This window comes from Micromonospora sp. NPDC049171 (assembly GCF_040648275.1).
Lineage (GTDB): Bacteria > Actinomycetota > Actinomycetes > Mycobacteriales > Micromonosporaceae > Micromonospora.
Map to the genome: position 1 here is coordinate 175,926 of NZ_JBEZDJ010000009.1, position 25,478 is coordinate 201,403.

The 25,478-nt window shown below is 71.7% G+C and carries 24 protein-coding genes and 1 tRNA gene; 17 read left to right on the plus strand and 8 right to left on the minus strand.

What is annotated here, in order from left to right; translation table 11 throughout:
- Positions 1-3: 3 nt before the first annotated feature.
- Entirely contained in the window at positions 4-609 is a 606-nt protein-coding gene (locus tag AB0B14_RS14280) for a copper resistance protein CopC (protein ID WP_357070636.1), read from the plus strand.
- Between the two features lie 328 nt (positions 610-937).
- Here the strand turns inward: AB0B14_RS14280 and gltX are convergent, their stop codons facing one another.
- The 3 genes from gltX to AB0B14_RS14295 are packed head-to-tail and all read right to left on the minus strand — an operon-like array spanning position 938 to position 5,022.
- Positions 938-2,347: a glutamate--tRNA ligase gene (gene gltX / locus AB0B14_RS14285; RefSeq protein ID WP_357522659.1), complete on the minus strand. Its 1,410-nt coding sequence runs from the start codon at positions 2,345-2,347 to the stop codon at positions 938-940.
- A 51-nt stretch (positions 2,348-2,398) separates the two neighbouring features.
- Positions 2,399-3,676 carry an MFS transporter gene (locus AB0B14_RS14290; protein WP_357522660.1) on the minus strand — a complete coding sequence of 426 codons (1,278 nt, stop codon included), beginning with the start codon at positions 3,674-3,676 and terminating at the stop codon, positions 2,399-2,401.
- A complete protein-coding gene (locus tag AB0B14_RS14295; RefSeq protein ID WP_357522661.1) occupies positions 3,673-5,022 on the minus strand; it encodes a GH1 family beta-glucosidase in 1,350 nt (449 codons plus the stop codon). The genes AB0B14_RS14290 and AB0B14_RS14295 overlap by 4 nt, the downstream gene beginning before the upstream one ends.
- A gap of 188 nt (positions 5,023-5,210) precedes the next feature.
- On the opposite strand from AB0B14_RS14295, the gene AB0B14_RS14300 reads away from it, so the two are divergent.
- Positions 5,211-5,657, plus strand: a complete 447-nt coding sequence (locus AB0B14_RS14300) for an SRPBCC domain-containing protein (RefSeq protein WP_088988232.1) — start codon at positions 5,211-5,213, stop codon at positions 5,655-5,657.
- Between the two features lie 259 nt (positions 5,658-5,916).
- Here the strand turns inward: AB0B14_RS14300 and aceE are convergent, their stop codons facing one another.
- Complete coding sequence (aceE, locus tag AB0B14_RS14305; protein ID WP_357070623.1) at positions 5,917-8,655, minus strand: pyruvate dehydrogenase (acetyl-transferring), homodimeric type; 2,739 nt, start codon at positions 8,653-8,655, stop codon at positions 5,917-5,919.
- 178 nt (positions 8,656-8,833) lie between these two features.
- Here aceE and AB0B14_RS14310 point away from each other — a divergent pair, with 178 nt between their 5' ends.
- The 7 genes from AB0B14_RS14310 to AB0B14_RS14340 all read left to right on the plus strand — a co-directional run bounded on the left by AB0B14_RS14310 (position 8,834) and on the right by AB0B14_RS14340 (position 14,439).
- Positions 8,834-9,313: a hypothetical protein gene (locus AB0B14_RS14310; protein WP_357070620.1), complete on the plus strand. Its 480-nt coding sequence runs from the start codon at positions 8,834-8,836 to the stop codon at positions 9,311-9,313.
- A 26-nt stretch (positions 9,314-9,339) separates the two neighbouring features.
- On the plus strand, positions 9,340-9,744 hold the full coding sequence (locus tag AB0B14_RS14315) for a YjbQ family protein (protein WP_357070617.1): 405 nt from the start codon (positions 9,340-9,342) through the stop codon (positions 9,742-9,744).
- Between the two features lie 373 nt (positions 9,745-10,117).
- A complete protein-coding gene (locus tag AB0B14_RS14320) occupies positions 10,118-10,522 on the plus strand; it encodes a MarR family winged helix-turn-helix transcriptional regulator (RefSeq protein WP_357522699.1) in 405 nt (134 codons plus the stop codon).
- A gap of 51 nt (positions 10,523-10,573) precedes the next feature.
- A complete protein-coding gene (locus AB0B14_RS14325) occupies positions 10,574-13,186 on the plus strand; it encodes a thiamine pyrophosphate-dependent enzyme (RefSeq protein ID WP_357522662.1) in 2,613 nt (870 codons plus the stop codon).
- 112 nt (positions 13,187-13,298) lie between these two features.
- A complete protein-coding gene (locus AB0B14_RS14330; protein ID WP_272612865.1) occupies positions 13,299-13,736 on the plus strand; it encodes a DUF3052 domain-containing protein in 438 nt (145 codons plus the stop codon).
- Between the two features lie 89 nt (positions 13,737-13,825).
- Positions 13,826-14,290 carry a peroxiredoxin gene (locus tag AB0B14_RS14335; RefSeq protein WP_357522663.1) on the plus strand — a complete coding sequence of 155 codons (465 nt, stop codon included), beginning with the start codon at positions 13,826-13,828 and terminating at the stop codon, positions 14,288-14,290.
- A gap of 77 nt (positions 14,291-14,367) precedes the next feature.
- Positions 14,368-14,439 (plus strand) — tRNA-Val (locus AB0B14_RS14340).
- Between the two features lie 271 nt (positions 14,440-14,710).
- Here the strand turns inward: AB0B14_RS14340 and AB0B14_RS14345 are convergent.
- Entirely contained in the window at positions 14,711-15,298 is a 588-nt protein-coding gene (locus AB0B14_RS14345) for a TetR/AcrR family transcriptional regulator (RefSeq protein WP_357070607.1), read from the minus strand.
- 74 nt (positions 15,299-15,372) lie between these two features.
- Here AB0B14_RS14345 and AB0B14_RS14350 point away from each other — a divergent pair, with 74 nt between their 5' ends.
- The 3 genes from AB0B14_RS14350 (at position 15,373) to AB0B14_RS14360 (ending at position 16,677) form a co-directional block, all read left to right on the plus strand.
- On the plus strand, positions 15,373-15,789 hold the full coding sequence (locus AB0B14_RS14350) for a nuclear transport factor 2 family protein (RefSeq protein ID WP_357070604.1): 417 nt from the start codon (positions 15,373-15,375) through the stop codon (positions 15,787-15,789).
- Complete coding sequence (locus tag AB0B14_RS14355) at positions 15,786-15,989, plus strand: heavy-metal-associated domain-containing protein (protein WP_357070601.1); 204 nt, start codon at positions 15,786-15,788, stop codon at positions 15,987-15,989. Before AB0B14_RS14350 ends, AB0B14_RS14355 begins: the two co-directional genes overlap by 4 nt.
- A gap of 136 nt (positions 15,990-16,125) precedes the next feature.
- Positions 16,126-16,677 (plus strand): DinB family protein, encoded by a 552-nt coding sequence (locus AB0B14_RS14360; RefSeq protein ID WP_357070598.1) that lies wholly within the window; start codon positions 16,126-16,128, stop codon positions 16,675-16,677.
- A gap of 14 nt (positions 16,678-16,691) precedes the next feature.
- Here AB0B14_RS14360 and AB0B14_RS14365 read toward each other — a convergent pair whose 3' ends face one another.
- Entirely contained in the window at positions 16,692-17,444 is a 753-nt protein-coding gene (locus AB0B14_RS14365; RefSeq protein ID WP_357522664.1) for a hypothetical protein, read from the minus strand.
- Positions 17,445-17,759: 315 nt separating this feature from the next.
- Complete coding sequence (locus AB0B14_RS14370; protein ID WP_357070592.1) at positions 17,760-18,500, minus strand: 3-oxoacyl-ACP reductase family protein; 741 nt, start codon at positions 18,498-18,500, stop codon at positions 17,760-17,762.
- Between the two features lie 163 nt (positions 18,501-18,663).
- Between AB0B14_RS14370 and AB0B14_RS14375 the strand changes: the two genes are divergently transcribed.
- Both AB0B14_RS14375 and AB0B14_RS14380 read left to right on the plus strand, forming a co-directional pair.
- A complete protein-coding gene (locus tag AB0B14_RS14375) occupies positions 18,664-19,143 on the plus strand; it encodes a GNAT family N-acetyltransferase (RefSeq protein WP_357070589.1) in 480 nt (159 codons plus the stop codon).
- Positions 19,144-19,234: 91 nt separating this feature from the next.
- Complete coding sequence (locus AB0B14_RS14380; protein WP_357070586.1) at positions 19,235-20,377, plus strand: polysaccharide pyruvyl transferase family protein; 1,143 nt, start codon at positions 19,235-19,237, stop codon at positions 20,375-20,377.
- An 8-nt stretch (positions 20,378-20,385) separates the two neighbouring features.
- On the opposite strand, the gene AB0B14_RS14385 is transcribed toward AB0B14_RS14380, so the two are convergent.
- Entirely contained in the window at positions 20,386-20,592 is a 207-nt protein-coding gene (locus AB0B14_RS14385) for a hypothetical protein (protein WP_357070583.1), read from the minus strand.
- Between the two features lie 81 nt (positions 20,593-20,673).
- On the opposite strand from AB0B14_RS14385, the gene AB0B14_RS14390 reads away from it, so the two are divergent.
- From AB0B14_RS14390 to AB0B14_RS14400, 3 genes are all read left to right on the plus strand, one after another.
- Positions 20,674-21,192 carry a DinB family protein gene (locus tag AB0B14_RS14390; protein WP_357522665.1) on the plus strand — a complete coding sequence of 173 codons (519 nt, stop codon included), beginning with the start codon at positions 20,674-20,676 and terminating at the stop codon, positions 21,190-21,192.
- Between the two features lie 97 nt (positions 21,193-21,289).
- A complete protein-coding gene (locus AB0B14_RS14395) occupies positions 21,290-24,487 on the plus strand; it encodes a DEAD/DEAH box helicase (protein ID WP_357522666.1) in 3,198 nt (1,065 codons plus the stop codon).
- A gap of 73 nt (positions 24,488-24,560) precedes the next feature.
- Positions 24,561-25,478, plus strand: a complete 918-nt coding sequence (locus AB0B14_RS14400) for an SWIM zinc finger family protein (protein WP_357070574.1) — start codon at positions 24,561-24,563, stop codon at positions 25,476-25,478.

The following is a 25,478-nucleotide window of genomic DNA, read 5'->3' on the forward strand; positions in this document are numbered from 1 at the left end:
GTCATGCCAGTGGTGCTCGGCGTGGCGTTCGGTGTGTCGTTCCTGATGCCGGCAACTCCGGCCGCCGCGCACAACTCGCTGACCGGCAGCGATCCGCGCGACGGTGCCCGAGTGGCGAAGGCACCGGCCCGGATCGAGCTGCGGTTCCTCGCCAAGCCGGCAAAGGCTACGACGAAGATCACAATAACGGGACCGAACAATGTGGTCGCTGGCGGCCCACCCGTCTTCGACGGCAGCCGCGTGCGGGTGCCGTTCACGCCGACGGCCGCGGGGCTCTACGTCGTCGGCTACCAGCTCGCGTCCAGCGACGGGCACCCGGTGAAGGGCGAGGTGCGGTTCACCCTGACGACCGGGACCGCCGCCGACCCGTCCGCCTCGCCGTCGGCCGCCGTCGGCGCCAGCCCGGCCGGCTCACCCTCGGCCGTCGGCACACCCTCCGCCGGGCCCGCGTCGGCGACACCTGCCAGCTCGACGGCCTCCGCGGTGCCGGCGGCGTCGGAGCAGTCCGACTCCGGCGGTCGCCTGTGGACCGGGGCGCTCGGCGGCCTGCTGCTGCTCGCCGCACTCGCAACCGCCCTCATGTTCCGTCGGCGCCGACGCGTTCGGTGACCCGCTGAAACTCACCGCCCCCGGTGGGTCAGGGGTATCGGTCATCCTTTGCTCTGCACCCGCGGATGCGACAGCTACGGTCTGTGACCGGCGCGTATTGGGGTGCAGAGCAAAGGAAGGGCGATGCGCAGTTGCGCCAGCGACGCGCGAGGGCGCCAGCGACGCGCGAGGGCGCCAGCGACGCGCGAGGGCGCCAGCGACGCGCGAGGGCGCCAGCGACGCGCGAGGGCGCCAGCGACGTGCGAGGGCGACGCGCGACGGCGACGCGCGAGGGCGCCGGCGAGGGCGGTGACCCGGTCGCCGTTCTTGACGCGTCGACGAGCGACGGTCAGACCAGGCGGAGTCGGGCGGCGCGCATCCGGGTCAGGGTGCGCTCGCGACCGAGGACCTCCAGCGACTCGAACAGCGGCAGACCCACGGTGCGGCCGGTGACCGCGACGCGTACCGGTGCCTGTGTCTTGCCGAGCTTGAGGCCCCGCTCGGCGCCGACCGCCTCCAGCGTCGACTTCAGCGTCTCGGCGTCCCACGACTCCAGCGACTCGAACGCCGCGATGGCCGCGTCCAGCAGCTCGGCCGAGCCGTCCTTCATCGTCTTGGCCCAGGCGGCCTCGTCGATCAGCGGCGAGGCGAGGAAGAGGAAGTCGACGTTCGGGACGATCTCGCTGAGCACCGCGAGCCGGGTCTGGGCCAGCGGGGCGACTGCGGCGAACGCGTCGGCGTCGAACTCCTCCGGCTGCCAGGGCGGCGGCGCGATGGTCCCGGTGCCGGTCAGCCACGGCTGGCAGGCGTCGATGAAGTCGGGCACGGACAGCGCCCGAATGTACTCACCGTTGAACGCGCGCAGCTTCTTCTCGTCGAAGAACGCGGGGGAGGGGTTGACCTCCTCCAACCGGAACTCGTCCTCGATGACCGACCAGGCAACGATCTCGCGGTCGCCCGACGGCGCCCAGCCGAGCAGCATCAGGTAGTTGCGCATCGCCCCGGCGAGGTAACCCTCGTCGCGGTACGCCTCCAGGGCGACCTTGTCCCGCCGCTTGGAGAGCTTCTGCCGCTTCTCGTTGACGACCACCGGCACGTGCGCCCAGATCGGCGGCTTGACCCCGAGCGCGTCCCACAGCAGCTGCTGCTTGGGCGTGTTGGGCAGGTGCTCCTCGGCCCGGATCACGTGGGTGATCCCCATGGTCATGTCGTCGACGACGTTGGCCAGCAGGAAGACGGGCGAGCCGTCGCCCCGGGCGATGACGAAGTCCTCGATGAGCTTGTTCTCGAAGGTGGGCTCACCGCGGATCAGGTCGACCACCACGGTCGTGCCCTCGTCGGGCGTACGGAAGCGCAGCGCGTGCCCCGGGCCGGGGCCGAGGCCACGGTCGCGGTGGTAGCCGTCGTAGCCCTGGTACTGCGAGCCGGTGCGGGCCTGCACGTCCTCGCGGGTGCAGTCGCAGTAGTAGGCGCGACCCGAGTCGTAGAGGCGAGCGGCGGCGGCCCGGTGCTCGCCGGCGTTCTCCGACTGGAAGTACGGACCCTCGTAGCTGCCCCGGGAGATGCCGATCCAGTCCAGCGCGGAGAGGATGCCCTCGGTCCACTCGGGTTTGTTGCGCGCCGCGTCGGTGTCCTCGACGCGCAGCACGAACACCCCGCCCTGCTGCTTGGCGTAGATCCAGTTCTGCAGTGCCGAGCGGGCACCGCCGACGTGGAACATACCGGTCGGGGAGGGGGCGAAGCGCACACGTACCGTCACGTCCCCCAGCCTACGGCGGGCGGCGACCGCTTTTGGCCACGCCCCCCTGACTCACGGCACCGAACGGATCTTCACCACCAGGGCGCTGCCGATCAGGGTGACCACGGCGGTGACCGCGTAGAGCGTGGGGTAACCGCCCAGGTACACCACGAGCGGGGCGGACAGGGCCGGCCCGAGCACCTGCGGCGCGGAGTTGGCGATGTTGATGACGCCCAGGTCCTTGGCCCGGTCGGTGGCCCGGGGCAGCACCTGGGTGATCAACGCGGCGTCCACCGAGAGGTAGACGCCGTAGCCGGCGCCGAGCAGCAGCGCCGCGACGATGGCCATCGGCCAGACCGGCGCGACCGCGAGCAGCAGCGCCGCCACCGCCATGATCAGCCCGGAGACGATCACGTAGATCTTGCGGCGTCCGGAGCGGTCGGACATTCGGCCGGCCACCACCGCGGTCAGCATCATGCCGAGCGTGTAGAGCAGGATCAGCACGAGCAGGCCACTCTCGGGATCGGCGTGGTGCACCCCGTCGGTGAGGAAGTACAGCAGGTAGAGGGTGCCCAACGCGTTGCCGAGCTGGACCAGGAACCGGGTGAGCCAGGCCCAGGCGAAATCCGGGTGCCGGCGCGGGCTGATCCACATCGAGGCCAGCAGCGCCCGGGTGCGCACCACGGGCCGATGGGTACGCGGCAGCGGCTCGTCGGGAGTGAGCAGCGCGAACGGCAGCGACAGCAGCAGGATGGCCACCGCGATGGCCAGGTAGCCGGCGGCGTTGCCGGTGACCACGGCGGTGACCAGCACCGCGCCGAGCACCAGCCCGAGCGCCTGCGGGATGCCCACCCAACCCGAGACGCCGCCGCGTTGCGTCACCGGCACCCGGTCCGGGATGGCCGCGCTGAGGCTGGCCAGCATCGCGTTGAAGCAGACCTGCGCGGCCACCCAGCCGAGGGCGACGCCGAGGATGGTCCGCTGCTGGGCCAGCAGCACCAGGGCCGCCGCGCCGAGCAGGGCCCCACCCGCCGTCCAGACGTGCCGACGACCGAACTCGCGGCCGGCGATCCGCAGGCACGTCCGGTCGGAGAACGCGCCGGCCAGGGGGTTGGCGAGCACCGCGGCCAGCGCGCCGAGGCCGGTGACCACGGCCAGCATGTTCTCCTTGTCGCCCGGTGCGATCTGCTCGATCTGCTGCGGCAGCAGCACCTGGATGGGCGTGAAGAACGCCATCCACACGCCCAGGTTGGCGGCGAAGATCAGACCGATCCAGCCGCGCCGCACCGGAACCGTCGGCTCGGCGAGCGCCGCCGGCGGCGACGCCGGCGTCGGGTCCAGGGTGGTCACCGCGCCGACCCGCCCCGGGAGGCCGCGATCACGTCCCGCAACCAGGTGTACGACGACTTCGGCGTACGCGTCTGGGTGGCGAAGTCCACGTGCACCAGACCGAAGCGCTTGGTGAACCCCTCGGCCCACTCCCAGTTGTCGAGCAGCGACCAGACGAAGTACCCGCGGACATCCACCCCGTCGTCGATGGCGGCCCGGACCGCCCGCAGGTGCCCGTCGAGGTACGCGATCCGCTCCGGATCCGCCACCTGCCCGTGCGCGTCGGGTGCGTCGTCGTACGCGCAGCCGCCCTCGGTGATCTCGATGGGCGGCAGCGCGTCGCCGTACGTGTCGCGGAGCCAGCCGAGCAACTCGTGCAGCCCGTCCGGGGCCACCGGCCAGTCGAAGGCGGTACGCGGATAGCCGTCCAGCGGCACCAGGTCGAACGGCAGTGGTGAACCCTCCTCGGCGGCCCGTACACCCGTGGGGTTGTAGTAGTTGACCCCGAGCACGTCGATCGGCGCGGCGATGGTGTCCAGATCGCCGGGGCGGACGATGCCCGGGTCGAAGCCGGGCAGCTCGGGGTAGCCGCGACCGAGCAGCGGATCGGTGAAGAGCCGGTTGTGCAGCACCTCGTACGCGGCCCCGGCGGCCCGGTCGGCGTCCCGGTCGCCGAGCACCCGCACCGGCGAGTAGTTGTTGGCGATCGCCACCGGGCTGCTGGTGTGCGATCGCAGCGCGGCGACGGCGAGCCCGTGCCCGAGCAGTTGGTGGTGGGCGACCGGGAAGGCGTCGAAGAGCAGCGCCCGGCCGGGGGCGTGCTCGCCCATGCCGTAGCCGAGGCTCATGTGGATGAACGGCTCGTTGAGGGTGATCCAGAGCCGGACCCGGTCGCCGAGCCGGGCGGCGGTCAGGTCGGCGTACTCGGCGAAGCGGGCGGCGGTGTCGCGGTGCAGCCAGCCGCCGGCGTCTTCGAGCGGTTGCGGCAGGTCCCAGTGGTACAGGGTGGCCACCGGGTCGATGCCGGCGGCCAGCAACTCGTCCACCAGCCGGTCGTAGAAGTCCAGGCCGGCCGGGTTGGCCGGGCCGGTGCCGGTGGGCCGCACCCGGGGCCAGGCGATGGAGAACCGGTACGCCGACACGCCCAGTCCGGCCAGCAGCGCGACGTCCTCGGTGTGCCGGTGGTAGTGGTCGCAGGCCACCGCGCCGTTGCTGCCGTCGCTGATCCGGCCCGGGGAGTGCGCGAAGGTGTCCCAGATGGACGGACCGCGTCCGTCGGCCGTGCTGGCACCCTCGATCTGGTGGGCGGACGTGGAGACGCCCCAGCGGAAGCCGGCGGGGAACTCGGGCATCGGTGCGGTGGACATGCGCCCTCCCGATCAACGTGAAATGTGTTCGGGACTTTAGGGCGCTCTCGATGAATGCGCCATAGGCCGGCCTGGCGCAATCCGCAATGGTTGATCGGCGTGTCTTTTTCCGAACCCGTCCAGGTAAGTCCGATTTAGCGCATAGAGTGCCGATATCGTGGGATGTCCTCACCGGAGGAAGACGGAAAATGATCCTCGTTGAACGCAGTGCGCACGTGGCGGCGCCAATTGAAGTGGTCTGGGATGTTGTCCAGCGGGCCGAGCAGTTGCCGGCCTGGCTGGCCGGGGTTCGCGCGGCCGAAGTGCTCTCGGGTGAGGGCTTCGGCCGGCGACAACTGGTCCAGGCGGGGCGCGGCTCGGCGCACGAGGCCGAGGTGATCGCCTACCAGGAGCCGACGTTGATCGGCTGGCGGGAACGGGCCAAGGGCGCCGGCTCTCGGGCGGAGGCACGCACCGAGATCTACGTCCAGCTCACCACCGATGAGGAGGAGGGCGGGACCATCGTGCGGCTCATCGTGGTCCGCTGGCCGGCCGGCCCGGTCAAGGCGGCCCTGCTGCGCCTCGGACTGCGTCGGGTCGGCGCCGACCTGGAGGACTCGCTGGCCCGGCTCACCGACCTGGCCGCCGTCGGCTGACGAGCGCCCATCCTCCCGGCGTCACCCGCGACGGCGGTGGTCCGGATCCCCGCCAGGGCCCCCGGACCACCGCCGCTCCGTACACCACCCCCACCCCCGCCCCAGCTTGGCGTCGATCATGGACTTGTGGTGCCGGGAAAGGTGCGATTCAAGCGCTTCGTCCACCACCACAACTGCATGATCGACGGGTGCAAGTGGGGGCAGGCATGACGAAGGGCCCGGCGCGCAGCGTCGGGCCCTTCGTCGATGGTGCTGGGGTCTAGCTGTCGCCGCCGGTCTCGCCCACCGGGGCGGCGTTGACGTCGTCGATCGCGTACTTCTTGGCGGCCTCGGCCGGGATCGTGGCCGCGACCGCGCCGCTGCGGGCGAGCTGCCGCAGCGTGGCTACCACGATCGACTCCGCGTCGACGTGGAAGTGCCGACGCAGCGCGTGCCGGGTGTCCGACATGCCGAAGCCGTCCGTGCCGAGCGACGTGTAGTCGCCGGGCACCCAGCGGGCGATCAGATCCGGTACGGCACGCATGAAGTCGCTGACCGCGACCTTCGGCCCGTCCGCGTCGGCCAGCTTCTGCTGGATGTACGGGATCTTCGCCTCGGCGCCCGGGTTGAGGAGGTTGTACTCCTCGGTCTCCACCGCGTCGCGGCGCAGCTCGGTCCACGAGGTCACCGACCAGACGTCGGCGCCCACCCCCCAGTCCTGGGCGAGCAGCTGCTGGGCCTTGAGCGCCCACTGCATCCCGGTGCCCGAGGCCAGCAGGTTGGCCTTCGGGCCGTCGACCTGCGGGGCCGGCGCGTAGCGGTAGATGCCCTTGAGCAGGCCCTCCACGTCCACGTCGGCTGGCTCGGCCGGCTGCAACGTCGGCTCGTTGTAGACCGTCAGGTAGTAGAAGACGTTCTCCTGCGCGTCCCCGTACATCCGGTGCAGGCCCTGCTCCAGGATGTGTGCGATCTCGTACGCGAACGCCGGGTCGTACGCGACCACCGCCGGGTTGGTGGCGGCGATCAGCAGGGAGTGCCCGTCCTCGTGCTGGAGGCCCTCACCGTTGAGCGTGGTCCGACCCGCGGTGGCGCCGAGCAGGAAGCCCCGGGCCATCTGGTCGGCCGCGGCCCACAGCCCGTCGGCGGTCCGCTGGAACCCGAACATCGAGTAGAAGATGTACATCGGGATCATCGGCTCGTCGTGCGTGGCGTACGCCGAGCCGGCCGCGGTGAACGAGGCCACCGAACCGGCCTCGTTGATCCCCTCGTGCAGGATCTGCCCGGAGGTCGACTCCTTGTACGACAGGAACAGCTCCCGGTCGACCGAGGTGTAGCGCTGGCCGTGCGGCGAGTAGATCTTCGCGGTCGGGAAGATCGAGTCGAGACCGAAGGTGCGGGCCTCGTCCGGGATGATCGGCACCCAACGCTTGCCGAACTCCTTGTCCTTCATCACGTCCTTGAGCAGACGGACGAAGGCCTGCGTGGTGGCCACCTTCTGCTTGCCCGAGCCGCGCTTGATGTCGGCGAACCGCTCCGGGCCGGGGATGGCCAGCCGCTTCGTGCTGGTCCGCCGGGACGGCAGGTAACCGCCGAGCTGCTCGCGCCGCTCCTTCAGGTACGCCAGCTCCTCGGACTTCTCACCCGGGTGGAAGTACGGCGGCAGGTAGGGGTTGTCCTCCAGCGCCTTGTCCGGGATGTCCAGGTAGAGACGGTCGCGGAAGGTCTTCAGATCCTCCAGCGTCAGCTTCTTCATCTGGTGGGTCGCGTTGCGGCCCTCGAAGTGCGAGCCGAGCGTCCAGCCCTTGATCGTCTTCGCCAGGATGACTGTGGGCTGACCGGTGTGCTCGGTGGCCGCCTTGTAGGCCGCGTAGAGCTTGCGGTAGTCGTGCCCACCCCGCTTGAGGTTCCAGATCTCGTCGTCGCTGAGCGGCTCGACCATCTTGCGGGTCCGTGCGTCCCGGCCGAAGAAGTGCTCCCGCACGTACGCGCCCGACTCCGCCTTGTAGGTCTGGTAGTCGCCGTCGGTCGTGGTGTTCATGAGGTTGACCAGCGCGCCGTCGGTGTCCGCGGCGAGCAGCGGGTCCCACTCGCGGCCCCAGACGACCTTGATCACGTTCCAGCCGGCACCCCGGAAGAACGCCTCCAGCTCCTGCATGACCTTGCCGTTGCCCCGTACCGGGCCGTCCAGCCGCTGCAGGTTGCAGTTGATCACGAAGGTGAGGTTGTCCAGCTCCTCGCGGGCGGCCACGCCGATGGCGCCGAGCGTCTCCGGCTCGTCCATCTCGCCGTCGCCGAGGAACGCCCAGACGTGCTGCTGGGAGGTGTCCTTGATGCCGCGGTGCTGCAGGTACCTGTTGAACCGGGCCTGGTAGATCGCGTTCAGACCGCCGAGGCCCATCGAAACGGTGGGGAACTCCCAGAAGTCCGGCATCAGCCGCGGGTGCGGGTACGACGGCAACCCACCACCGGGGTGCGACAGCTCCTGGCGGAACCCGTCGAGCTGGTGCTCGCTGAGCCGCCCCTCCAGGAACGCCCGCGCGTACATGCCGGGGGAGGCGTGGCCCTGGTAGAAGATCTGGTCGCCACCGCCCGGGTGGTTCTTGCCCCGGAAGAAGTGGTTGAAGCCCACCTCGTAGAGCGACGCGGAGCTGGCGAAGGTGGAGATGTGCCCGCCGACGCCGATCTCCGGGCGCTGCGCCCGGTGCACCAGCATGGCGGCGTTCCACCGGACGTACGCCCGGATCCGCCGCTCGACGTGCTCGTCACCCGGGAACCAGGGCTCGCGCTCGGACGGGATGGTGTTGATGTAATCGGTGGTGGTCAGGGGCGGAACCCCGACCTGGCGCTCACGGGCCCGCTCCAGCAGGCGCAGCATGACGTAGCGGGCGCGCTTGGCTCCGCGTTCGTCGATGACACCGTCAAGCGACTCGACCCATTCGCTTGTCTCGTCAGGGTCGATGTCCGGAAGCTGGCTCGGTAGGCCGTCGCTGATCACCGGGCGCTTGCGTTCCGTAGCCACAGGCGTTCCCTCGGTTGTGTGTGGGATAGGTCTCTAGCGCCATCCTGCCCCCTGGTGGCACCCCTCGTCACGTCTAGGCCCCCCGGACGCGATGCTGAACACAGGTACCCGCCGGTAACTTAACGCGACGGCCCGGTGAAACCTGAGCGGTTTGACCGGCACTCCTACCGTCGGCACCATGAACGGACGTTCTGTCGCGATTGCCGCCAGCATGATCGTTGTCGGGGTGGCGGGCCTGGTCATCGGCGTGTTCGCCCTCGCTGCCGGCAACACCTGGCCGACGGTGGGACTGATGGCCCTCGGGGCCCTGCTGGTCGTGTTCGGCGTGGTCCTGCTGCGGCAGACGAGCCGCGCGGCCCGCGTGAGCGGCCAGGACGGAGGTCGCCGTCGCCGCCGTCCGGACTCGGACGGCGCCGCCGGGTACCCCCTCTACCCGATGCCCGCCGGGGACGCCGGGAGCGGGCACGTCGACCGCCAGCGCGACGGCGACCACGACCGCTCCGACGGTACGCAACCGGTCGGCGGCGACTCCGGGGGAGGCTGGTCCGGCTGGGGCTGGTCCAGCGGTGACTCCGGCGGGGGCTCGTCCAGCGGCGGTGACTCGGGTGGCGGTTGGTCCGGCGGCGGCGACTCGGGTGGCGGTGGCGGCAGTTACTGACCCCGCTCTCCGGCAGAATGCGACGTATGCGCAGCGACGTGATCACCGTCCAGACCGGGTCCCGGCCGACCGTCCGGGACATCACCGCCGAAGCCCAACAGTTCGTCTCCGGGGAGGGCGACGGCCTGCTGCACGTCTTCGTGCCGCACGCCACGGCTGGCCTGGCGATCATCGAGACCGGGTCGGGCTCCGACGACGACCTGCTCAGCGCGCTGGACGACCTGCTCCCCACGACGGACCGCTGGCGGCACCGGCACGGCTCACCCGGCCACGGTCGGGATCACGTGCTGCCGGCGTTCGTCCCGCCGTACGCCACGCTGCCGGTGCTCGGCGGGCGTCTGGCGCTGGGCACGTGGCAGTCGATCTGTCTCGTCGACACCAACGGCGACAACCCCACCCGCCAGGTCCGCTTCTCCTTCCTCCCCGGCTGACCGCTCTCCCCGGCTGACCGCGCCAAGATCGTGTTCGATCCTCGTTCTAGTGGTGTCGGCCGGTGCACCACCGCCAGGCGAGGTGCACCACCGCGGGTGCCGACCGGCCGGTGAGCAAGTCCCGGCACAGTCGGCGTGAGACGTGCACCGAGGTGCAGTCGTCGCCACCGGACGGATGGGCGAACTGCTCCTGGTCCGTTCCGGTCGGTCCCGGCGCGGGCGGCGTCGCCGCGGTGGGCGGCGTGCGCGAACCCGATCGCCGAGCTCCGCGACCGGGCGCCGTGCGTACGATGTGGACGTGACGCAGGAGGCGGGGCCCGCAACCGGTGGACCGGTGGATCGGGCTGGCCTCGCCGACGATGTGGTGCGTCGGATGACGCAGGTGATCACCGCGCTGCGGCACCGGCAGGGCGTCGCGTTCGCTCAGTTGGGGCTCACCCCGGCGGCGGCCCGGGCGTTGCGCGAACTGGACCCGGACCACCCGCTGCCCGCCCGTGACCTCGCCGGTCGACTGGGCTGCGACCGGTCGAACGTGACGATCCTCGTCGACAAGCTGGAGCAGGTCGGGTTGGTCGAGCGCCGCACCGACCCGGCGGACCGCAGGCAGAAGACGTTGGTGGTGACCGAGCGGGGACGCGTCGAACGGGACCGGGTGACCGAGGTGATGTCCGACTCCCGACTCCTGTCCGGGCTGACCGACCGGGAGCTGAGCACCCTTCGTGACCTGGTCCGGAAGATGTCCGACGAGGACTGTTCGGAGCCCTGCGGGCCGGAGTGAGTCGACAGGCGCCAGCCGTGTCCCACTGGGCGACACTGGCTCTCGTCGGTAATGCTGTCCCACGTGACGACCCCGCAAGATCTCGACGACCGGTTCCGGGAGACGCTGGCGGCGCTGCCCGCCGCGGTGCGGCGGCGTGACCCCGCCGACCCGGTCAGCGACGATGCCCCACTGACCGGGGCGCAGGTGCTGGACCTGTTCGACGCGCAGGTGACCAGCCGGCAGCTCGACCTGGCCGGCCGTTGGCTGCGCGGCTTCGGCGAGGGCTTCTACACAATCGGCTCGGCCGGGCACGAGGGCAACGCCGCGGTCGCCGCCGCGCTGCGCCCCACCGATCCGGCGCTGCTGCACTACCGCTCCGGCGCCTTCTACTGCGTCCGCGCCGCGCAGGCCGCCGCCGATTCGGCAGCGACCGTGGGTTCGGCAGCGACCGCCGACCCGAAGCCGTCCGGGTCCGTCCCGTCCGGGTCCGTCCCGTCCGGTTCCGTGCCGTCTGGGTCTGTGCCGTCCGGCTCAGTGCTTACCGGGTCTGTGCTTTCCGGTTCCGTGCCGGCCGACTTCGAGCGCTCCGAGTCCCGGCCGACCGACCGCGAGGCGACCGACCCCGAGGCGACCGACCCCGAGTCGACTGGCCGCGAGGCGACCGAGCGTGATCCCGCCGGGTCCGCGTCGGCGGTCGGCGGGTTCGCGGCGTACGAGGACGCGGCCCGGGACGTGCTGCGCGGGATGGTCGCCTCCAGTCAGGAGCCGATCGCGGGCGGCCGGCACAAGGTGTTCGGCCGGGCCGACCTGGCCATCGTGCCGACCACCTCCACGATCGCCTCGCACCTGCCCCGCGCGGTCGGGATGGGACTGGCCGTGGAGCGGCTGCGCCGGCTGGACAGCGTCGGGCGGCGTACCGGGGCCGGGGTGCGGGTCGGCGGCGGTGCGGGCCCCGCGTCCGTTCCGTGGCCCCCGGACGCGATAGTGGTGTGCTCCTTCGGCGACGCCTCGGTCAACCACGCCACCGCCACCGCCGCGTTCAACACCGCCGGCTGGTACGACCACGCCGGCCTGCGCATCCCGGTGCTCTTCGTCTGCGAGGACAACGGGCTGGGCATCAGCGTCCGCTCACCGGAGGGCTGGGTCGAGGCGACCCTGCGGGCGAAGCCGGGCATCCGCTACTTCAGCGCGGACGGGGCCGACCCGGTGCAGACGTACGCGGTGGCGGCCGAGGCGGCGGCCTGGGTGCGCCGTAACCGGCGGCCGGCCGTGCTGCACCTGCGCACGGTACGGCTGATGGGACACGCCGGTGCGGACGCGGAGTCGGCGTACCGGAGCACGGCCGAGCTGGCCGAGGAGCTGGACCGGGACCCGGTGGCCGCCACCGCGCGGCTGCTCGTCGACGCCGGTGTGGCCACCGGCGAGGAGCTGCTGGCCCGGTACGACGAGACCGGCTGGCAGGTACGCCGGCTGGCCGAGGAGGTGCTGGGCGAGCCGAAGCTGGGCTCCGCGGCCGACGTGGTGTCGGCGCTGGCCCCACGCCGTCCGGTGCGGGTGGCGCGGGCGGTGGCCGACGCCGCGGCGCGGGCCAGCGGGCCGGGCGCCGGCGCCCGGGTCGAGGCGTTCGGCGGTAAGCCGCCGGAACTGGCCGGCCCGATGAGTCTGGCGCAGAGCATCAACGCGGCGCTCGCCGACGGGATGCTCGACCACCCGCAGATGGCGATCTTCGGGGAGGACGTGGCCGCCAAGGGCGGTGTGTACGGGGTGACGAAGGGGCTGCGCGACCGTTTCGGGGCGGCCCGGGTCTTCGACACCCTGCTGGACGAGACGTCGGTGCTCGGGCTGGGCCTCGGGGCCGGGTTGGCCGGGATGCTGCCGGTGCCGGAGATCCAGTACCTGGCGTACCTGCACAACGCCGAGGACCAGCTGCGCGGCGAGGCGGCGACCATGCAGTTCTTCTCGCGGGGGGCGTTCCGCAATCCGATGGTGGTCCGGGTCGCCGGGCTGGCGTACCAGGAGGGTTTCGGCGGGCACTTCCACAACGACAACTCGGTGGCCGTACTCCGGGATGTGCCAGGTCTGGTGGTCGCGGTGCCGGCGCGGCCGGACGACGCGGCGCCCATGCTGCGGACCTGCCTGGCCAGCGCGGCGGTGGACGGCAGCGTCTGCGTGTTCGTGGAGCCGATCGCGCTTTACCACACCCGTGACCTGTACGCCGAGGGCGACGGGGAGTGGCTGGCCGCCTACCCGGAGCCGGGCGCGTGGGTTTCCGGGCACGTGCCGATCGGTCGGGCCCGCGTCTACCGGGTCGGCTCGGCCGACGACCTGACCATCATCACCTTCGGTAACGGGGTGCGGATGTCGCTGCGGGCCGCTGCGGTCCTCGCCGAGGAGGGGGTGGGCATCCGGGTGGTGGATCTGCGCTGGCTGGCCCCGCTGCCGGTGGCCGACATCATCCGGGAGTCCTCGGCGACGGGACGGGTGCTGGTGGTGGACGAGACGCGCCGCTCCGGTGGGGTCGGCGAGGGGGTGATCGCCGCGCTCGTCGACGCCGGATATGTCGGTGCCGCGCGGCGCGTGGCCGGAGTTGACTCGTTTGTACCATTAGGTCCAGCAGCACGTCATGTTCTGGTCTCGGCGGAAGCCATTACCGACGGTGCCCGTACGCTGCTGGCACGGTAAATTCCGTTGCACCCGGTGCGCCACTTGCGCGCGGACGCACAAGTGTGTGGACTTTGCCTGACGGCGTCGCACCGACGCCGCGAGCAGGGACGAGATGAGGAGGCACGCGACAGTGAGCGCGACCGCTGGTCAGGCCGCCGACGGGGTACGCAGCCTGGCGGACCGGTTCGGAATGGAACCGGGGATGGTCGTCATGGAGATGGGGTACGACGACGACGTCGACCAGGATCTCCGGGACGCCCTGACCGACCGCTGTGGAGAGCTGGTCGACGAGGACACCGACGAGGTGGTCGACGCGGTGCTGGTTTGGTACCGCGACGGCGACGGTGACCTTTTCGAACTTCTCGTCGATGCCCTCGGCCCGCTGGCCGACAACGGGGTCGTGTGGCTACTCACCCCGAAGGCGGGGCGTGACGGGCACGTCGAGCCGAGCGAGGTCGCGGAGTCCGCGCCCACCGCCGGCCTTCAGCAGACCTCGACCGTCAACGCCGGCCGGGACTGGAGCGGCGCACGTCTGGTGCTGCGCCGAGGGGCCAAGGCCAAGAAGTAGCCCGCGCCGTTTCGCCGGCCCGGCGGTCCGCACCGTCGGGTGGCAGGCTGGTGCCGTTCCCCCCGACTCGACCCCCGAGGAGATCACGCATGCCCATCGAGGTTGGTGCCGAGGCACCGGACTTCGTGCTGAAGGACCAGAACAACCAGGAAGTCCGACTCTCGGACTTCCGGGGCAGGCGCGCCGTGCTGCTGGTCTTCTACCCGTTCGCCTTCACCGGCACCTGCCAGGGCGAGCTGAGCGAGGTGCGGGACAACCTCGACGCGTACGTGAACGACGACGTCCAGGTGCTGACGGTCAGCGTCGACTCGGTCTTCAGCCACAAGGTCTGGGCCGACCGCGAGGGCTACCAGTTCCCCCTGCTCGCCGACTTCTGGCCGCACGGCGCCGTCGCCCAGGCGTACGGGGTCTTCAACGACAACGCCGGCTTCGCCAACCGGGGCACCTTCCTCATCGACAAGGCCGGCGTGGTCCGCTACGCCGAGATGAACGGCCCGGGCGAGGCCCGCGACCAGCAGGGCTGGCGCAAGGCCATCGCCGAAGCGACAAGCTGACCGGGGTACGCCGTGCGCCGAGGTCGGCGGCGAGCAAGGTAAGCTTGCCAGCCACCGGCCCGCCGCACGGGCGATCCGGGCGCGTAGCTCAGTGGGAGAGCACTCGCCTTACAAGCGAGGGGTCGCAGGTTCGAAACCTGCCGCGCCCACCTTCCGACACGTGAGCGCCGAGGGCTGCCGGATCACCGGTGGCCTTCGTCGTCTCGTGACCCCGTGGCTTCCGCTCGCTGTCCACCCCCGCGGCACTCCTCGGGCGGGGCGTAGGCGCGAATGGTGCCGTTGTGCCGCGCGGCTTTTCCCTGTGCGATGAGGGGCACGAGACGTTTACAGACGGGGCACCGGCCTTGCTGGGGCTGCGAGCGCTGCGTCACAGTGCCTCCCAGGTAGGCCGTTGCACATCAGACTAGCGTCCGTACATGATCACCCGCTGGGGCGCAGCAGCCTGATCAGGACGGTACGCAGCGCGTCGGCGGCCTCGGTCCGGGTCATCCGGCCGGCGTCGACCTCCTCGCCCACGGCGTGGCCGATCTTGATGGTCATCGTGGCGAGCAACCCGGCCGGCAGTCCACTGTCGAACTCGCCGCTCGCCTGTCCGCGCCGAATCACCCGGGTGATCCGATCGGCGACCGGCACGTGGCGTTCCTCGTCGACCTGCGGACTCACCGGCAGTGCCGCGATCTGCTGGATCAGGACCGGATAGCGCTCGGCGATCTGGGCGCCGGCCGTGAGGACGCGGGTGAGCGCGTCCGTGGCGGGTCCGTGGTCCGGGTCGGCGGCGTCCATCGCGGCGACGGCCTCGTCGGTGATCCGTCGGACGACTGCCGCCATCAGCTGCTCACGGGACGGGAAGTGGGCGTAGACGGTCTGCCGGGTGACACCGGCGGCGCCGGCGATGGCGTCGAGGCTCGCGTCGGGCTGCGCGTCGAGCAGTCGGATCGCCGCGTCGAGGATCGCGCCGCTGTTGCGGCGGGCGTCGGCGCGGCGGTTGCGATCTGCTGAGCCACTCATCTCTTACACCTTGCCAAAGTTGTCGAGGATCGATATTTTACAAGCTGTAAAGGATCGACCGAACGGTAGGTGAGATGACCGCTTCCGACGGCACCGCCCCGAAGGAGTTCATCGCGAACTTCTTCACCTCTTTCATGAGCGAGCTGGTTCACGGCGACGAGGACCCGGCCACTGTCGTCGACCGCTATCACACGCCCGACATCGTGCAGGTCGCCGACGGCCACCTGATGGACCGCGCCAAGCTCATCGCACACTCGCGCCCGGCGCGCAAGCACCAGACCGGCGCCCGGTGGGAGGTGCACGAGGCGATCGCGGCCGGGGACCGGATCGCCGCCCGCTACACCCTGCACTTCCAGACCTCCAAGCGGGAGGGCAGCGTGGACGTCCACTTCTTCGGGCAGTTCGCTGCCGACGGGCGGATGCGCCGGGCTCACATGCTGACCCGTTCGGTGCCCGTCGAGGCGCCTGCCCGAGGGCAGTCGCCGCCATGACCGTCAGCAGCTATCGGGTGATCGGTATGGCCTGCGGGCACTGCGCGGGCTTCGTCACCGAGGAGATCGAACGGATTCCCGGTGTCACCGCCGTGGCGGTGGACGTCGAATCCGACACCGCCACGGTGACGAGCGACCGCCCTCTCGACATCGCCGAGGTGCGCGCCGCAGTCGAGGAAGCCGGCTACGAACTGCCCTGACGTCTCGACGGCAGCTCCGCTCGTCCGCCAACAGCAGCTCGCCCGACCCGGGACCACCCGTGGCTTCACCCACGGAATCCTATTCGTGTCCACGCGGGATGGACCGGCCTCGGTCGGCCCGTTAGCCTCGATCACCATGACCAACGCCGACGAGCACGGTCACCCCGAGCCGCCGATCGCGGGCGACGAGACCGCCACCCTGCTGGGCTCCCTGGACCGGCAGCGCGCGACTCTCGCCTGGAAGACCGGTGGGCTCGACGCGGACGGTCTGCGGGCGACGCTCGGCCCGTCGTCGATCACCCTGGGTGGGCTGCTCAAGCACCTGGCCTTCGTCGAGGATCTCTACTTCTCGCTGAAGCTGGCCGGGCGTTCACCCGGACCACCGTGGGAGACCGTCGACTGGGCCGCGAACCCCGGCTGGGACTGGCACTCCGCCGCCGAGGACACCCCGGAGCAGCTCTACAACCTCTGGCGGGAGGCGGTGGCCCGTTCCCGGGCCACCGTCGCCGACCTGCTGACCGACGCCGGTCCGGAGCAGTTGGCGCGGGGCGAGTGGCCGGACGGTCGCGTGCCGAGCCTGCGCCGGGTTCTCGTCGACCTCATTGAGGAGTACGCCCGGCACGTCGGCCACGCCGACCTGATCCGGGAGTCGGTGGACGGGCTCACCGGCGAGGATCCGCCCCGCTGAGGACGCGGCCGGTTTCACCTCAGGGTGGCGTGCAGCCGATCCAGTTCGCGCTGGGTGCCGATGGCCGAGCGGTGCTCAGGGTGCTCCACGTACTGCCGAATCGTGTTCGCGAGGAACCCCGGCTCCACGTGCAGCCGTCCGGCCGCCAGCGGATACGGGTAGGGCGGCTTGCCCGGCACCGCGGGCACCCGCACCAGGGGGATGCTCGCGGCCTTCGGGGGCGGGGGAGGCGGTCCACCGGGAACCAGGCGATCCCAGGGTAGGAAGGTCCGCCTGACAAGGCCCTTTGCCGTGATGCCATCGCGGTCCAGGGTGAGGCGTGGCCGGTTCAGCAGCAGGGTGAGCGCGATACCGCCCAGGACGAGGAGCGGGACAGCGATGGCCAGCGCCAGCACCCCTGGTATCTGGACGAGTTGTGCGCGATCCTCGCCGGCGATCCGTTCGGTCTGCACGAAGGCCGCCGCGATCCAGCCAAGGACCATCGACCAGGGGCCCATCCAGCGCGGGCTCGACGGCGCGACGAAGCGGTTCCGCGCCGCGTCCACCTGCCAGGTCGCGGGCCGCCGGTTGCTCCTGGTCAACAGGTTGTAGCCGGCCCACGGCACCAGGAGCGTGCCGGCCAGGACGGCCACCCACGTCAGGAGGGCGACGCCATTCGGATCGATCCGCCAGGTCAGCGGCTTGAACCACAGCTCGGCGCAGACCCGCAGGGCGAGTGCGGCCACGGCGAAGGGCCAGACCAGCAGGCGTGCCGCGCGAAGGGACATGGCCGGCACCGTAGGCGGTCCGGTCAAGCCGACGAGCGAGCTGGTGATCAGCGGTGCTGGTTGAGGTCAACGCCGTTGCGTTAGGTGGAACGGCTGTTCGTCAACCAGCACTGTCTTGTCGATCATGGAGTTGTGGTGGGTAACAGAACGCCCGTAAAACCCCCAAAGTCGGCACCACAACTCCATGATCGCCAAGCCAGGCGCAGATCGGGCACTTCCTGTCCCGGGTTGACCCGCTGGCTACAGCCCTAACGCAACGGTGTTGTGGTTGAGGTTGGGCGGCGTCGCGGCGCCATCCGACGCCGCCCGGGGTCCTCAGCTGGTGAAGCCGCCGTCCACATTGAGCACCGCACCTGTCACGTACCCGGCCTCGGGGCTGGCCAGGTGCGCGACGGTGGCCGCGATGTCGGCGGGGCGAGCGTAGCGGCCGACGGCGGTGAATCCCCTGATGGCCGCCGCGTTCGGGCCGTCCGCCGGGTTGGCGTCCGTGTCGGTCGGCCCGGGGTTGACCAGGTTGACGGTGATGTTCCGTGGGCCCAGCTCGCGGGCCAGGCCCCGGGTCAACCCGACGAGCGCGGTCTTGCTCATGCAGTAGAGCGTCAGCCCGGGGAAGACGGCCCGTTCACCGACGTTGCTGCCGATGCTGATGATCCGTCCGCCTTCGCCCAGGTGCCGCAGCGCCGCCTGCACGGCGACGTACGGTGCCCGGATGTTCACCGCGATGGTCTGCTCCAGCTCCGCCGGGCCGAGTTCGTCCATGGCACCGACCAGGAAGACCGCCGCGTTGTTCACCAGGATGTCCAGCCGACCCAGGTCGGCGGCCACCCGGTCGACCGCGCCCCGCACGGCGCTCGGGTCGGCACCGTCGGCCTGGATGGCCAGCGCCCGCCGGCCCAGCGCCTCGATCTGTTTCACCACTGTCGCGGCCCGCTCCGCGTCCTGCCGGTAGGTCAGCGCCACGTCGGCGCCGTCCTGGGCCAGGCGCAGGGCGATGCCGGCCCCGATGCCGCGAGAGCCCCCGGTCACCAGGGCGACCCTGTCGTTGAGTGTCATCATGCAAACGATCATGTAGCCGCGCCGACTGCCCGTCTGGCGGCAATCGGACCCCTCGTTCCCACCCCCAGGTCCGAAACCCGCGCCCGTGCGCGACCGAACCCGGTGGCGCGCCCAGGTCTGATCTGCTGCACTCTTCACCGGCGACGACAGAGGGGAGGATTCGGTGGAGTTGACGTTGACACCGATGACCGAGCAGGACCTGACCCGGCTGCTCGGGGAGTTGGAGCAGGGGTACGCGGAGGACCTGGTCGTGAACCGGGGGTTGACCCCGGAGGCGGCCCTCGAACGGTCGGTCAGCCAGATCCGGGAGTCGCTGCCGGCGGGCGCGGCGACCGAGGGGGCGCTGCTGCGGCTGGGCCGGGTCGACGACACCGAGATCGGCTGGATCTGGGTGACCCTGCCGGCGGCGACCGCCCCGCGCCAGGCCTGGATCCACAACATCGAGGTGCATCCGGAGCACCGGGGACGCGGCTACGCACGCCGGATGATCCAGCTCATCGAGGTCGAACTCGCCCAGCTCAACGTGCCCGAGTTGGGTCTGAACGTCTTCGGTACGAACGTCGTGGCGATCGGGCTCTACCGGAGTCTGGGCTTCGAGGTCACCTCGCAGCAGATGGCGAAGCGGATCACCGCGGCGAGTTGAGCCGGGAGTGACCCAGGACGGTCCCCCCGGCAGGACTGTTCACCTGCCCAGCGGGAAACCGGCGCGGACCGCACCTGGGGAGGAGCGACGGATGACGCATGGCGCCGGACTGACCATCGGTGTGCTCGGCTCGTACGGTGGGCGAAATCTCGGCGACGAGGCGATCCTCACCGGCCTGCTCACCGATCTGCGCACGCAGGAACCAAACGCTCGGATCATTGTCTTCTCCCGTAACCCGGAGCACACCCGGGCCGCCCATCCGGATGTCGAGGCGGTGCCCTGGGAGGGCGTCAGCCGTACCGACTCCGCCCTGGTCCTGGCCCAGCTCGATCTGCTCATCCTGGGCGGCGGCGGCATCCTCTACGACCGGGAGGCCCGCCGCTACCTGCGGGTGGTCCGGGTCGCCCAGGAGCGTGGCCTGCCCCTGATCACGTACGCGGTGGGGGTCGGGCCGCTCAGCGACGGGGTGGACACCGGCATGGTCCGGGAAACGCTCTCCGGCGCGACCCAGGTGACGGTCCGGGACCAGGAGTCCCGGATGGTGCTGGAGGAGGCCGGCCTGCTCAACCCGATCACGGTCACCGCCGACCCGGCCTTCCTCCTCCAGCCCGAGGACTTCCCGGCGCACCTGCTCGCCGAGGAGGGCGTGCCGGTCGGTAAGCGGCTGGTCGGGATCAGCGTGCGGGAGCCGGGGCGGGCCGCCGAGCGGCTGGACGTGGACGGCTACCACCGGCTGCTGGCCCAGATCGGTGACTTCCTGGTGCACCGGATCGACGCGTACGTGCTGTTCGTGCCGATGGAGCGCGACGACATCCGGCACGCCCACGGGGTGCTCTCCCACATGGTCGCCGCCGATCGGGGGCGAATCCTGCACGGCACCTACTCTCCACAGCAGGTACTCGGGCTGATGCGGCACTTCGACCTGGCCGTCGGCATGCGCCTGCACTTCCTGATCTTCGCGGCGATGGTCGGCACACCGTTCCTGCCCCTGCCGTACGCCGGCAAGGTCTTCGACCTGGCCCAGCGGCTCGGCGTGCCGGCCCTGCGCGGCGTGGAGCGGGAGGTCGAGGGGCCGCTGTTGGCCGAGGTCGACAGGCTGTGGGACGAGCGGGAGCAACGCGCCGAGGCCACCGCCCGCCGGGTGGCGGAGGTGTGCGAGCAGGCGCGGGGCACCTCGGAGGTCACCCGCGGCGTGTTGGAGGGCCTGCGCAGCCAGGCCCTGACCCGGGTCTGAGTGGGCGCTCAGACCGCGGGGCCGGTCCACCGGTAGCGCCACTCGCTGGCCTCGTCGTGGGCGGTCTCCAGCTCGTAGATCTGTGCCCCCGCCAGCCCACCCGAGCCGAGGTGATGGTGGGTCAGCGGTGGACGGCCGTTGCTGTCCAGTTCGACGGTGATGGTCTGCCCGTCCGCCGAGCCGCCGACGAGAAGGATTCGCACGGATGAAGCCATGCGCCCATCCTGCCCGTCGTGTCGCCCGCCCGCAGCGATAGCGGGGCAGCGGGCGACCCGGCCCGTGGCTAGGGTCGGCGGATGGAGCAGACGATCGATCCGACGCTCGGTCCGGTGCTCGCCCGCACCGGCGACGAGCGCGCCGTACTGGACTCGTTTCTCGACTTCCACCGTGGCGTGCTGCTGCGCAAGGTGCGCGGTCTCTCCGACGCCGACGCCGGCCGACGCCTGGTGCCCTCGGCGACCACGCTCGCCGGGCTGGTCAAGCACCTGACCCTGGTCGAGCGGAACTGGTTCCCGACCCTGCTGGCTCCCGAGCCGGGCGACGTCTACCTCACCTCGGAGGAGGACGCGGTGGCGAGCTTCACCCTCGGCGACCAGGACACCGTCGCCGGGCTGACCGAGGCGTACGAGCGGGCCTGCGCCCGGTCCCGGTCGATCGCCGCGCGTTTCGACCTCGACCACGTGGTGCCGCACCCGCAGCTCGGCGAGGTGTCGCTGCGCTGGATCCTGGTGCACCTGATCGAGGAGACGGCCCGACACGCCGGCCATGCCGACATCCTGCGCGAGTTGACCGACGGCGAGTCCGGCGCGATCTGAACCTGATCTTCGTTGAGTTCGTGCCTGGGCCGGTGGGGCGCGTGATCGCCCAGCGGGGCCGCATATCCTGGGCGCGGGCGGCGACGAGGGGGAGCAGGTGCTGGTCATCCACGGGCTGTGGAAGCCCTGCGACGGCTCGACCGGCGGCCTCGCCGTCTGGGCCGAGGACAGCGCCGCGCCACCAGCGCCGACCCGTCCCGGCCGGCCGCCCCGGGAGCGCCCGCACCCCTTCGCCGCCGGGCACGCCGACCTGGCCGCCGTCCTCGGCGACGTCGCCGAGCCGACCCGCCCGGACACCGCGCTGCTGACCCTGCCCACCCGGGCCGGCACGCCCACCGACTCACCCGAGCTGATCCGGACCGCCGTCGCACCCCCGGCCCGCGGCCGGCTCACCCTGGCCGGGTGGCGGGTCCCCGTTCTGGTGTACGCCCCAGACGACGCGCTGCCGCTGCTACGCGCCCTGGACGACCTCCCGGCGGTGCCCGGAGCCACCCTGCGCCACCTCGCCGAGTTGGCCGACTTCGCCGCCGATCTGGTAACCCGGGGCCGGGTGCTCCCCGGCGTCGCCGCGTCGGCGGGCCGGGCGGTGGCGGACGCAGCGCCGGCCGGGGGCATGGCGGCGGGGGCTTCGTCGGGCGGTTCTGCGCAGGTGTCGGCGCGTGCGGTCTGGCGGCCGCTGTTGACCGGCACCGACGCCGGCTGGGCGCGATCACTGGCGTTGGCCCTGCCGCCGGCCACCCGAGCCGCCGCCGTGCCGCCCACCCCGACCTCGGCCGAGCTGGGTGGGGTTGAGCTGACGGCCGCCGCGCTGGTCGCGGACGCGCTCGACGCGTTGACCGACGCCGCCGCGCGGGCTGCTCTGGCGACCACCACGCTGGCCCGGGGACTGCGGCCGGGCGGCCCGGCACCGGCCTGGTTGGCCGCACTCGCCGGCCCTCGGCGTGACTTCACCGTCGATCCCCTGGCGTTGGCCACGCTGCGCGACGAGCTGGACGTCTGGCAGCGGGACGCCGCTGGCGGCCCGGTGCGGGCCAGTTTCCGGTTGGTGGAGCCAGCCCCCGACGAGATCACCGAACCCATCCTGGTCACCCGCCCGGCACCGGCCGACATCGTGCCGGTGGAGTCGGTCGGTGGCGGTCGGTGGCGGCTGGAGTTCGGGTTGCAGTCGGCGGACGAGCCCGGTCTGCACGTCGACGCCGGGCAGGTCTGGCGGGCGCCGCAGACGCTCGGCGGCCTGGCCGGTCGCACGAGCAGCCCGCAGGAGACGCTGCTGGCCGAGCTGGGTCGGGCCAGCCGGCTCTGGCCGGACCTGGACGCCGCGCTGCGCACCGCCGCTCCCGAGGCGATGGACCTGGATGTCGAGGGGGCGCACCGATTCCTCAGCGAGGGTGCCCCGGTGCTGCACGCGGCCGGCTTCGGGGTGCTGTTGCCCTCGTGGTGGCAGCGCCGGTCGGCGCGGCTCGGCGCTCGGCTGCGGGCCCGCAGCCGCACCGCGCCGGGCACTGTCGGTGGCACCGAAGCAGGTGTCGGCCTGGACGCCCTGGTCGACTACCGCTGGGAGATCGCCCTCGGTGACCAGCCGTTGTCCGCCGAGGAGCTGGCGGCATTGGCCGAGATGAAGACCCCGCTGGTGCGGCTGCGCGGTCGGTGGGTCGAACTGGACCCGGGGCGGCTCGCCGCCGGTCTGCGTCTGCTCCGCTCGGCGGGTGAGCTGAGCGTCGCCGACCTGCTCCGCCTCGGGCTGGCCGACGGCGAGGCCACCGGGGCGCTGCCGGTGCTGGAGGTGACCGCCGACGGAGCACTTGGCGACCTGCTCGCCGGGGCGGTCGAGCGCCGGCTCACCCCGCTGGACGCGCCGCCGGGTTTCCAGGGGACGCTGCGGCCGTACCAACAGCGCGGACTGGCCTGGCTTGCCTTCCTGCGCTCGCTCGGCCTGGGTGGCGTGCTCGCCGACGACATGGGGCTGGGCAAGACCGTGCAGTTGCTCGCGCTGCTCGCCGGGGATCCACCGGACGCCGGGCCGACGCTGCTGGTCTGTCCGATGTCGCTGGTCGGCAACTGGCAGCGGGAGGCGGCACGGTTCACGCCGACGCTTCGGGTGCACGTACACCATGGCGCGGAGCGCGCGCGGGGGGCGGAGTTCACCGCGGCCGCGCACGGTGCGGACCTGGTTCTCACCACCTACTCGGTGGCCGCCCGCGACGCCGTCGACCTGGCTGGCATCGACTGGCACCGGGTGGTGGTGGACGAGGCGCAGGCGATCAAGAACGCGTCGACCCGGCAGGCCGAGGCGGTCCGCGCGCTGCCCGCCCGGCAGCGGGTGGCGGTGACCGGTACGCCGGTGGAGAACCGGCTCGCCGACCTGTGGTCGATCATGCAGTTCGCCAACCCGGGTCTGCTGGGGCCGGCGGCGACGTTCCGTAAGCGGTTCGCCGAGCCGATCGAGCGCAACGGCGACGTCGAGGCCGCCGAGCGATTGCGCCGGATCACCGGGCCGTTCGTGTTGCGCCGCCTCAAGACCGACTCGTCGATCATCTCGGACCTGCCGGAGAAGCTGGAGATGGAGGTGGTCTGCAACCTCACCGCGGAGCAGGCCGCCCTGTACCGGGTGGTGGTCGACGACATGCTGGCCCGGATCGAGACCAGCGACGGCATCGAGCGGCGCGGCCTGGTGCTGGCCACCATGACCCGACTCAAGCAGGTCTGCAACCACCCGGCCCAACTGCTGCGCGACGGCTCGGCGTTGGAGGGCCGCTCCGGCAAGCTGGCCCGACTGACCGAGATCCTGGAGGAGGTGCTGGCGGCGGGGGAGCGGGCGCTGCTGTTCACCCAGTACGCCGAGTTCGGTGCGATGTTGCGGGGCCACCTGTCGGCACGGTTCGGCCGGGAGGTGTTGTTCCTGCACGGCGGCCTCGGTAAGGCCGAACGGGACGCGATGGTGCAGCGCTTCCAGTCGGCGGATGGTCCGCCGCTGTTCGTCCTCTCCCTCAAGGCCGGTGGCACCGGGCTCACCCTGACCGCCGCCAACCACGTGGTGCACGTGGACCGGTGGTGGAACCCGGCGGTGGAGGACCAGGCCACCGATCGGGCGTTCCGCATCGGTCAGCGTCGGCGGGTGCAGGTCCGCAAGTTCGTCTGCGCCGGCACCGTGGAGGAGAAGGTGGCCGCGTTGATCGCGGACAAGCGCAACCTCGCCGAGCGGGTGGTCGGCACCGGCGAGCAGTGGATCACCGAGTTGTCCACCGGCCAGTTGCGTGACCTGTTCGCCCTGGAGGCCGGGGCGGTGGTGGAGTGAGCGAGCGGAGTGTGCGAACCATCAGGCACAGCGTGGTGCCTCACCCCGGCGCGGAGCGCAGCGGAGCGCTGGAGTGAGCCAGCCGAGTACCGACCGGTTCGCCGACTACGGGCGCCCCCGCAAGGTCGACGGGGGTCTGCGGGCGCGCAGCGCCCGGGGCGCGATCGGCAGTTCCTGGTGGTCGCGACGTTTCCTGGAGGTGCTGGAGTCCTTCGCGCTCGGCACCCGGCTGACCCGTGGCCGGTCGTACGCGCGGGCCGGTCAGGTGCTCACGCTCGACATCGCACCGGGGCGGGTCAGCGCGGTGGTGCAGGGCTCGCGCCCGCAGCCGTACCAGGTGTCGATCGCGCTGAAGCCGTTCCCGGCCGCGCTCTGGTCCCGGATCGAGGCGGAGCTGGCCGGCCAGGCGTTCTTCAGCGCCCGGCTGCTCGCCGGGGACCTGCCCGACGAGTTGGAGGAGCTGTTCGTCGCCGCTGGCGCGCCGCTCTTTCCCGCCGCCGTCGACGAGCTGACCCAGCGGTGCAACTGCCCCGACTTCGCGGTGCCGTGCAAGCACCTCGCGGCGACGTTCTACCTGCTGGCCGAGGCGTTTGACGCGGACCCGTTCGAGTTGCTGCACTGGCGCGGCCGATCCCGCGCCCAGCTGCTCGACGAGCTGCGCGCCCGGCGCGTCGAGGCCACCGGCGCCGCCCTGCCACCCGCACCGGCCGGCCCACCGTCCGAGCCGGACGGATCGGAGTCGACCGTGGACGTCGTGGCACCGGTCGGCGCGGCCCGCGCGCTCGCCGGGCTGCCGGCGACGCCGCTGGCCGAATCGGCGGACCGGTTCTGGATGCCGTCGGTGCCGCTGCCCGATCGGCCACCCCGACTGGCGACCGGCCCCGACCTCCTGCTGCGCCAGCTCGGAGCGCCAGCTCCGGCCATCGGCGGGCCGGGGCTGCTGGAACGTCTGCGTCGTGCGTACCGGGCCTTCGGCCCGGCCGACCGGTGA

Bases quoted from the DNA above. Each gene is read 5' to 3' on its own strand.
- AB0B14_RS14380 (WP_357070586.1), top strand. From the start codon at position 19,235: ATGACGCATGGCGCCGGACTGACCATCGGTGTGCTCGGCTCGTACGGT.
- AB0B14_RS14315 (WP_357070617.1), top strand. From the start codon at position 9,340: ATGCGCAGCGACGTGATCACCGTCCAGACCGGGTCCCGGCCGACCGTC.
- AB0B14_RS14345 (WP_357070607.1), bottom strand. From the start codon at position 15,298: ATGAGTGGCTCAGCAGATCGCAACCGCCGCGCCGACGCCCGCCGCAAC.
- AB0B14_RS14335 (WP_357522663.1), top strand. From the start codon at position 13,826: ATGCCCATCGAGGTTGGTGCCGAGGCACCGGACTTCGTGCTGAAGGAC.
- AB0B14_RS14325 (WP_357522662.1), top strand. From the start codon at position 10,574: ATGCTGTCCCACGTGACGACCCCGCAAGATCTCGACGACCGGTTCCGG.
- AB0B14_RS14295 (WP_357522661.1), bottom strand. From the start codon at position 5,022: ATGTCCACCGCACCGATGCCCGAGTTCCCCGCCGGCTTCCGCTGGGGC.
- AB0B14_RS14355 (WP_357070601.1), top strand. From the start codon at position 15,786: ATGACCGTCAGCAGCTATCGGGTGATCGGTATGGCCTGCGGGCACTGC.
- AB0B14_RS14300 (WP_088988232.1), top strand. From the start codon at position 5,211: ATGATCCTCGTTGAACGCAGTGCGCACGTGGCGGCGCCAATTGAAGTG.
- AB0B14_RS14370 (WP_357070592.1), bottom strand. From the start codon at position 18,500: ATGATGACACTCAACGACAGGGTCGCCCTGGTGACCGGGGGCTCTCGC.
- AB0B14_RS14365 (WP_357522664.1), bottom strand. From the start codon at position 17,444: ATGTCCCTTCGCGCGGCACGCCTGCTGGTCTGGCCCTTCGCCGTGGCC.
- AB0B14_RS14350 (WP_357070604.1), top strand. From the start codon at position 15,373: ATGACCGCTTCCGACGGCACCGCCCCGAAGGAGTTCATCGCGAACTTC.
- AB0B14_RS14280 (WP_357070636.1), top strand. From the start codon at position 4: ATGCCAGTGGTGCTCGGCGTGGCGTTCGGTGTGTCGTTCCTGATGCCG.
- AB0B14_RS14310 (WP_357070620.1), top strand. From the start codon at position 8,834: ATGAACGGACGTTCTGTCGCGATTGCCGCCAGCATGATCGTTGTCGGG.
- AB0B14_RS14320 (WP_357522699.1), top strand. From the start codon at position 10,118: ATGACGCAGGTGATCACCGCGCTGCGGCACCGGCAGGGCGTCGCGTTC.
- AB0B14_RS14385 (WP_357070583.1), bottom strand. From the start codon at position 20,592: ATGGCTTCATCCGTGCGAATCCTTCTCGTCGGCGGCTCGGCGGACGGG.
- AB0B14_RS14360 (WP_357070598.1), top strand. From the start codon at position 16,126: ATGACCAACGCCGACGAGCACGGTCACCCCGAGCCGCCGATCGCGGGC.
- AB0B14_RS14390 (WP_357522665.1), top strand. From the start codon at position 20,674: ATGGAGCAGACGATCGATCCGACGCTCGGTCCGGTGCTCGCCCGCACC.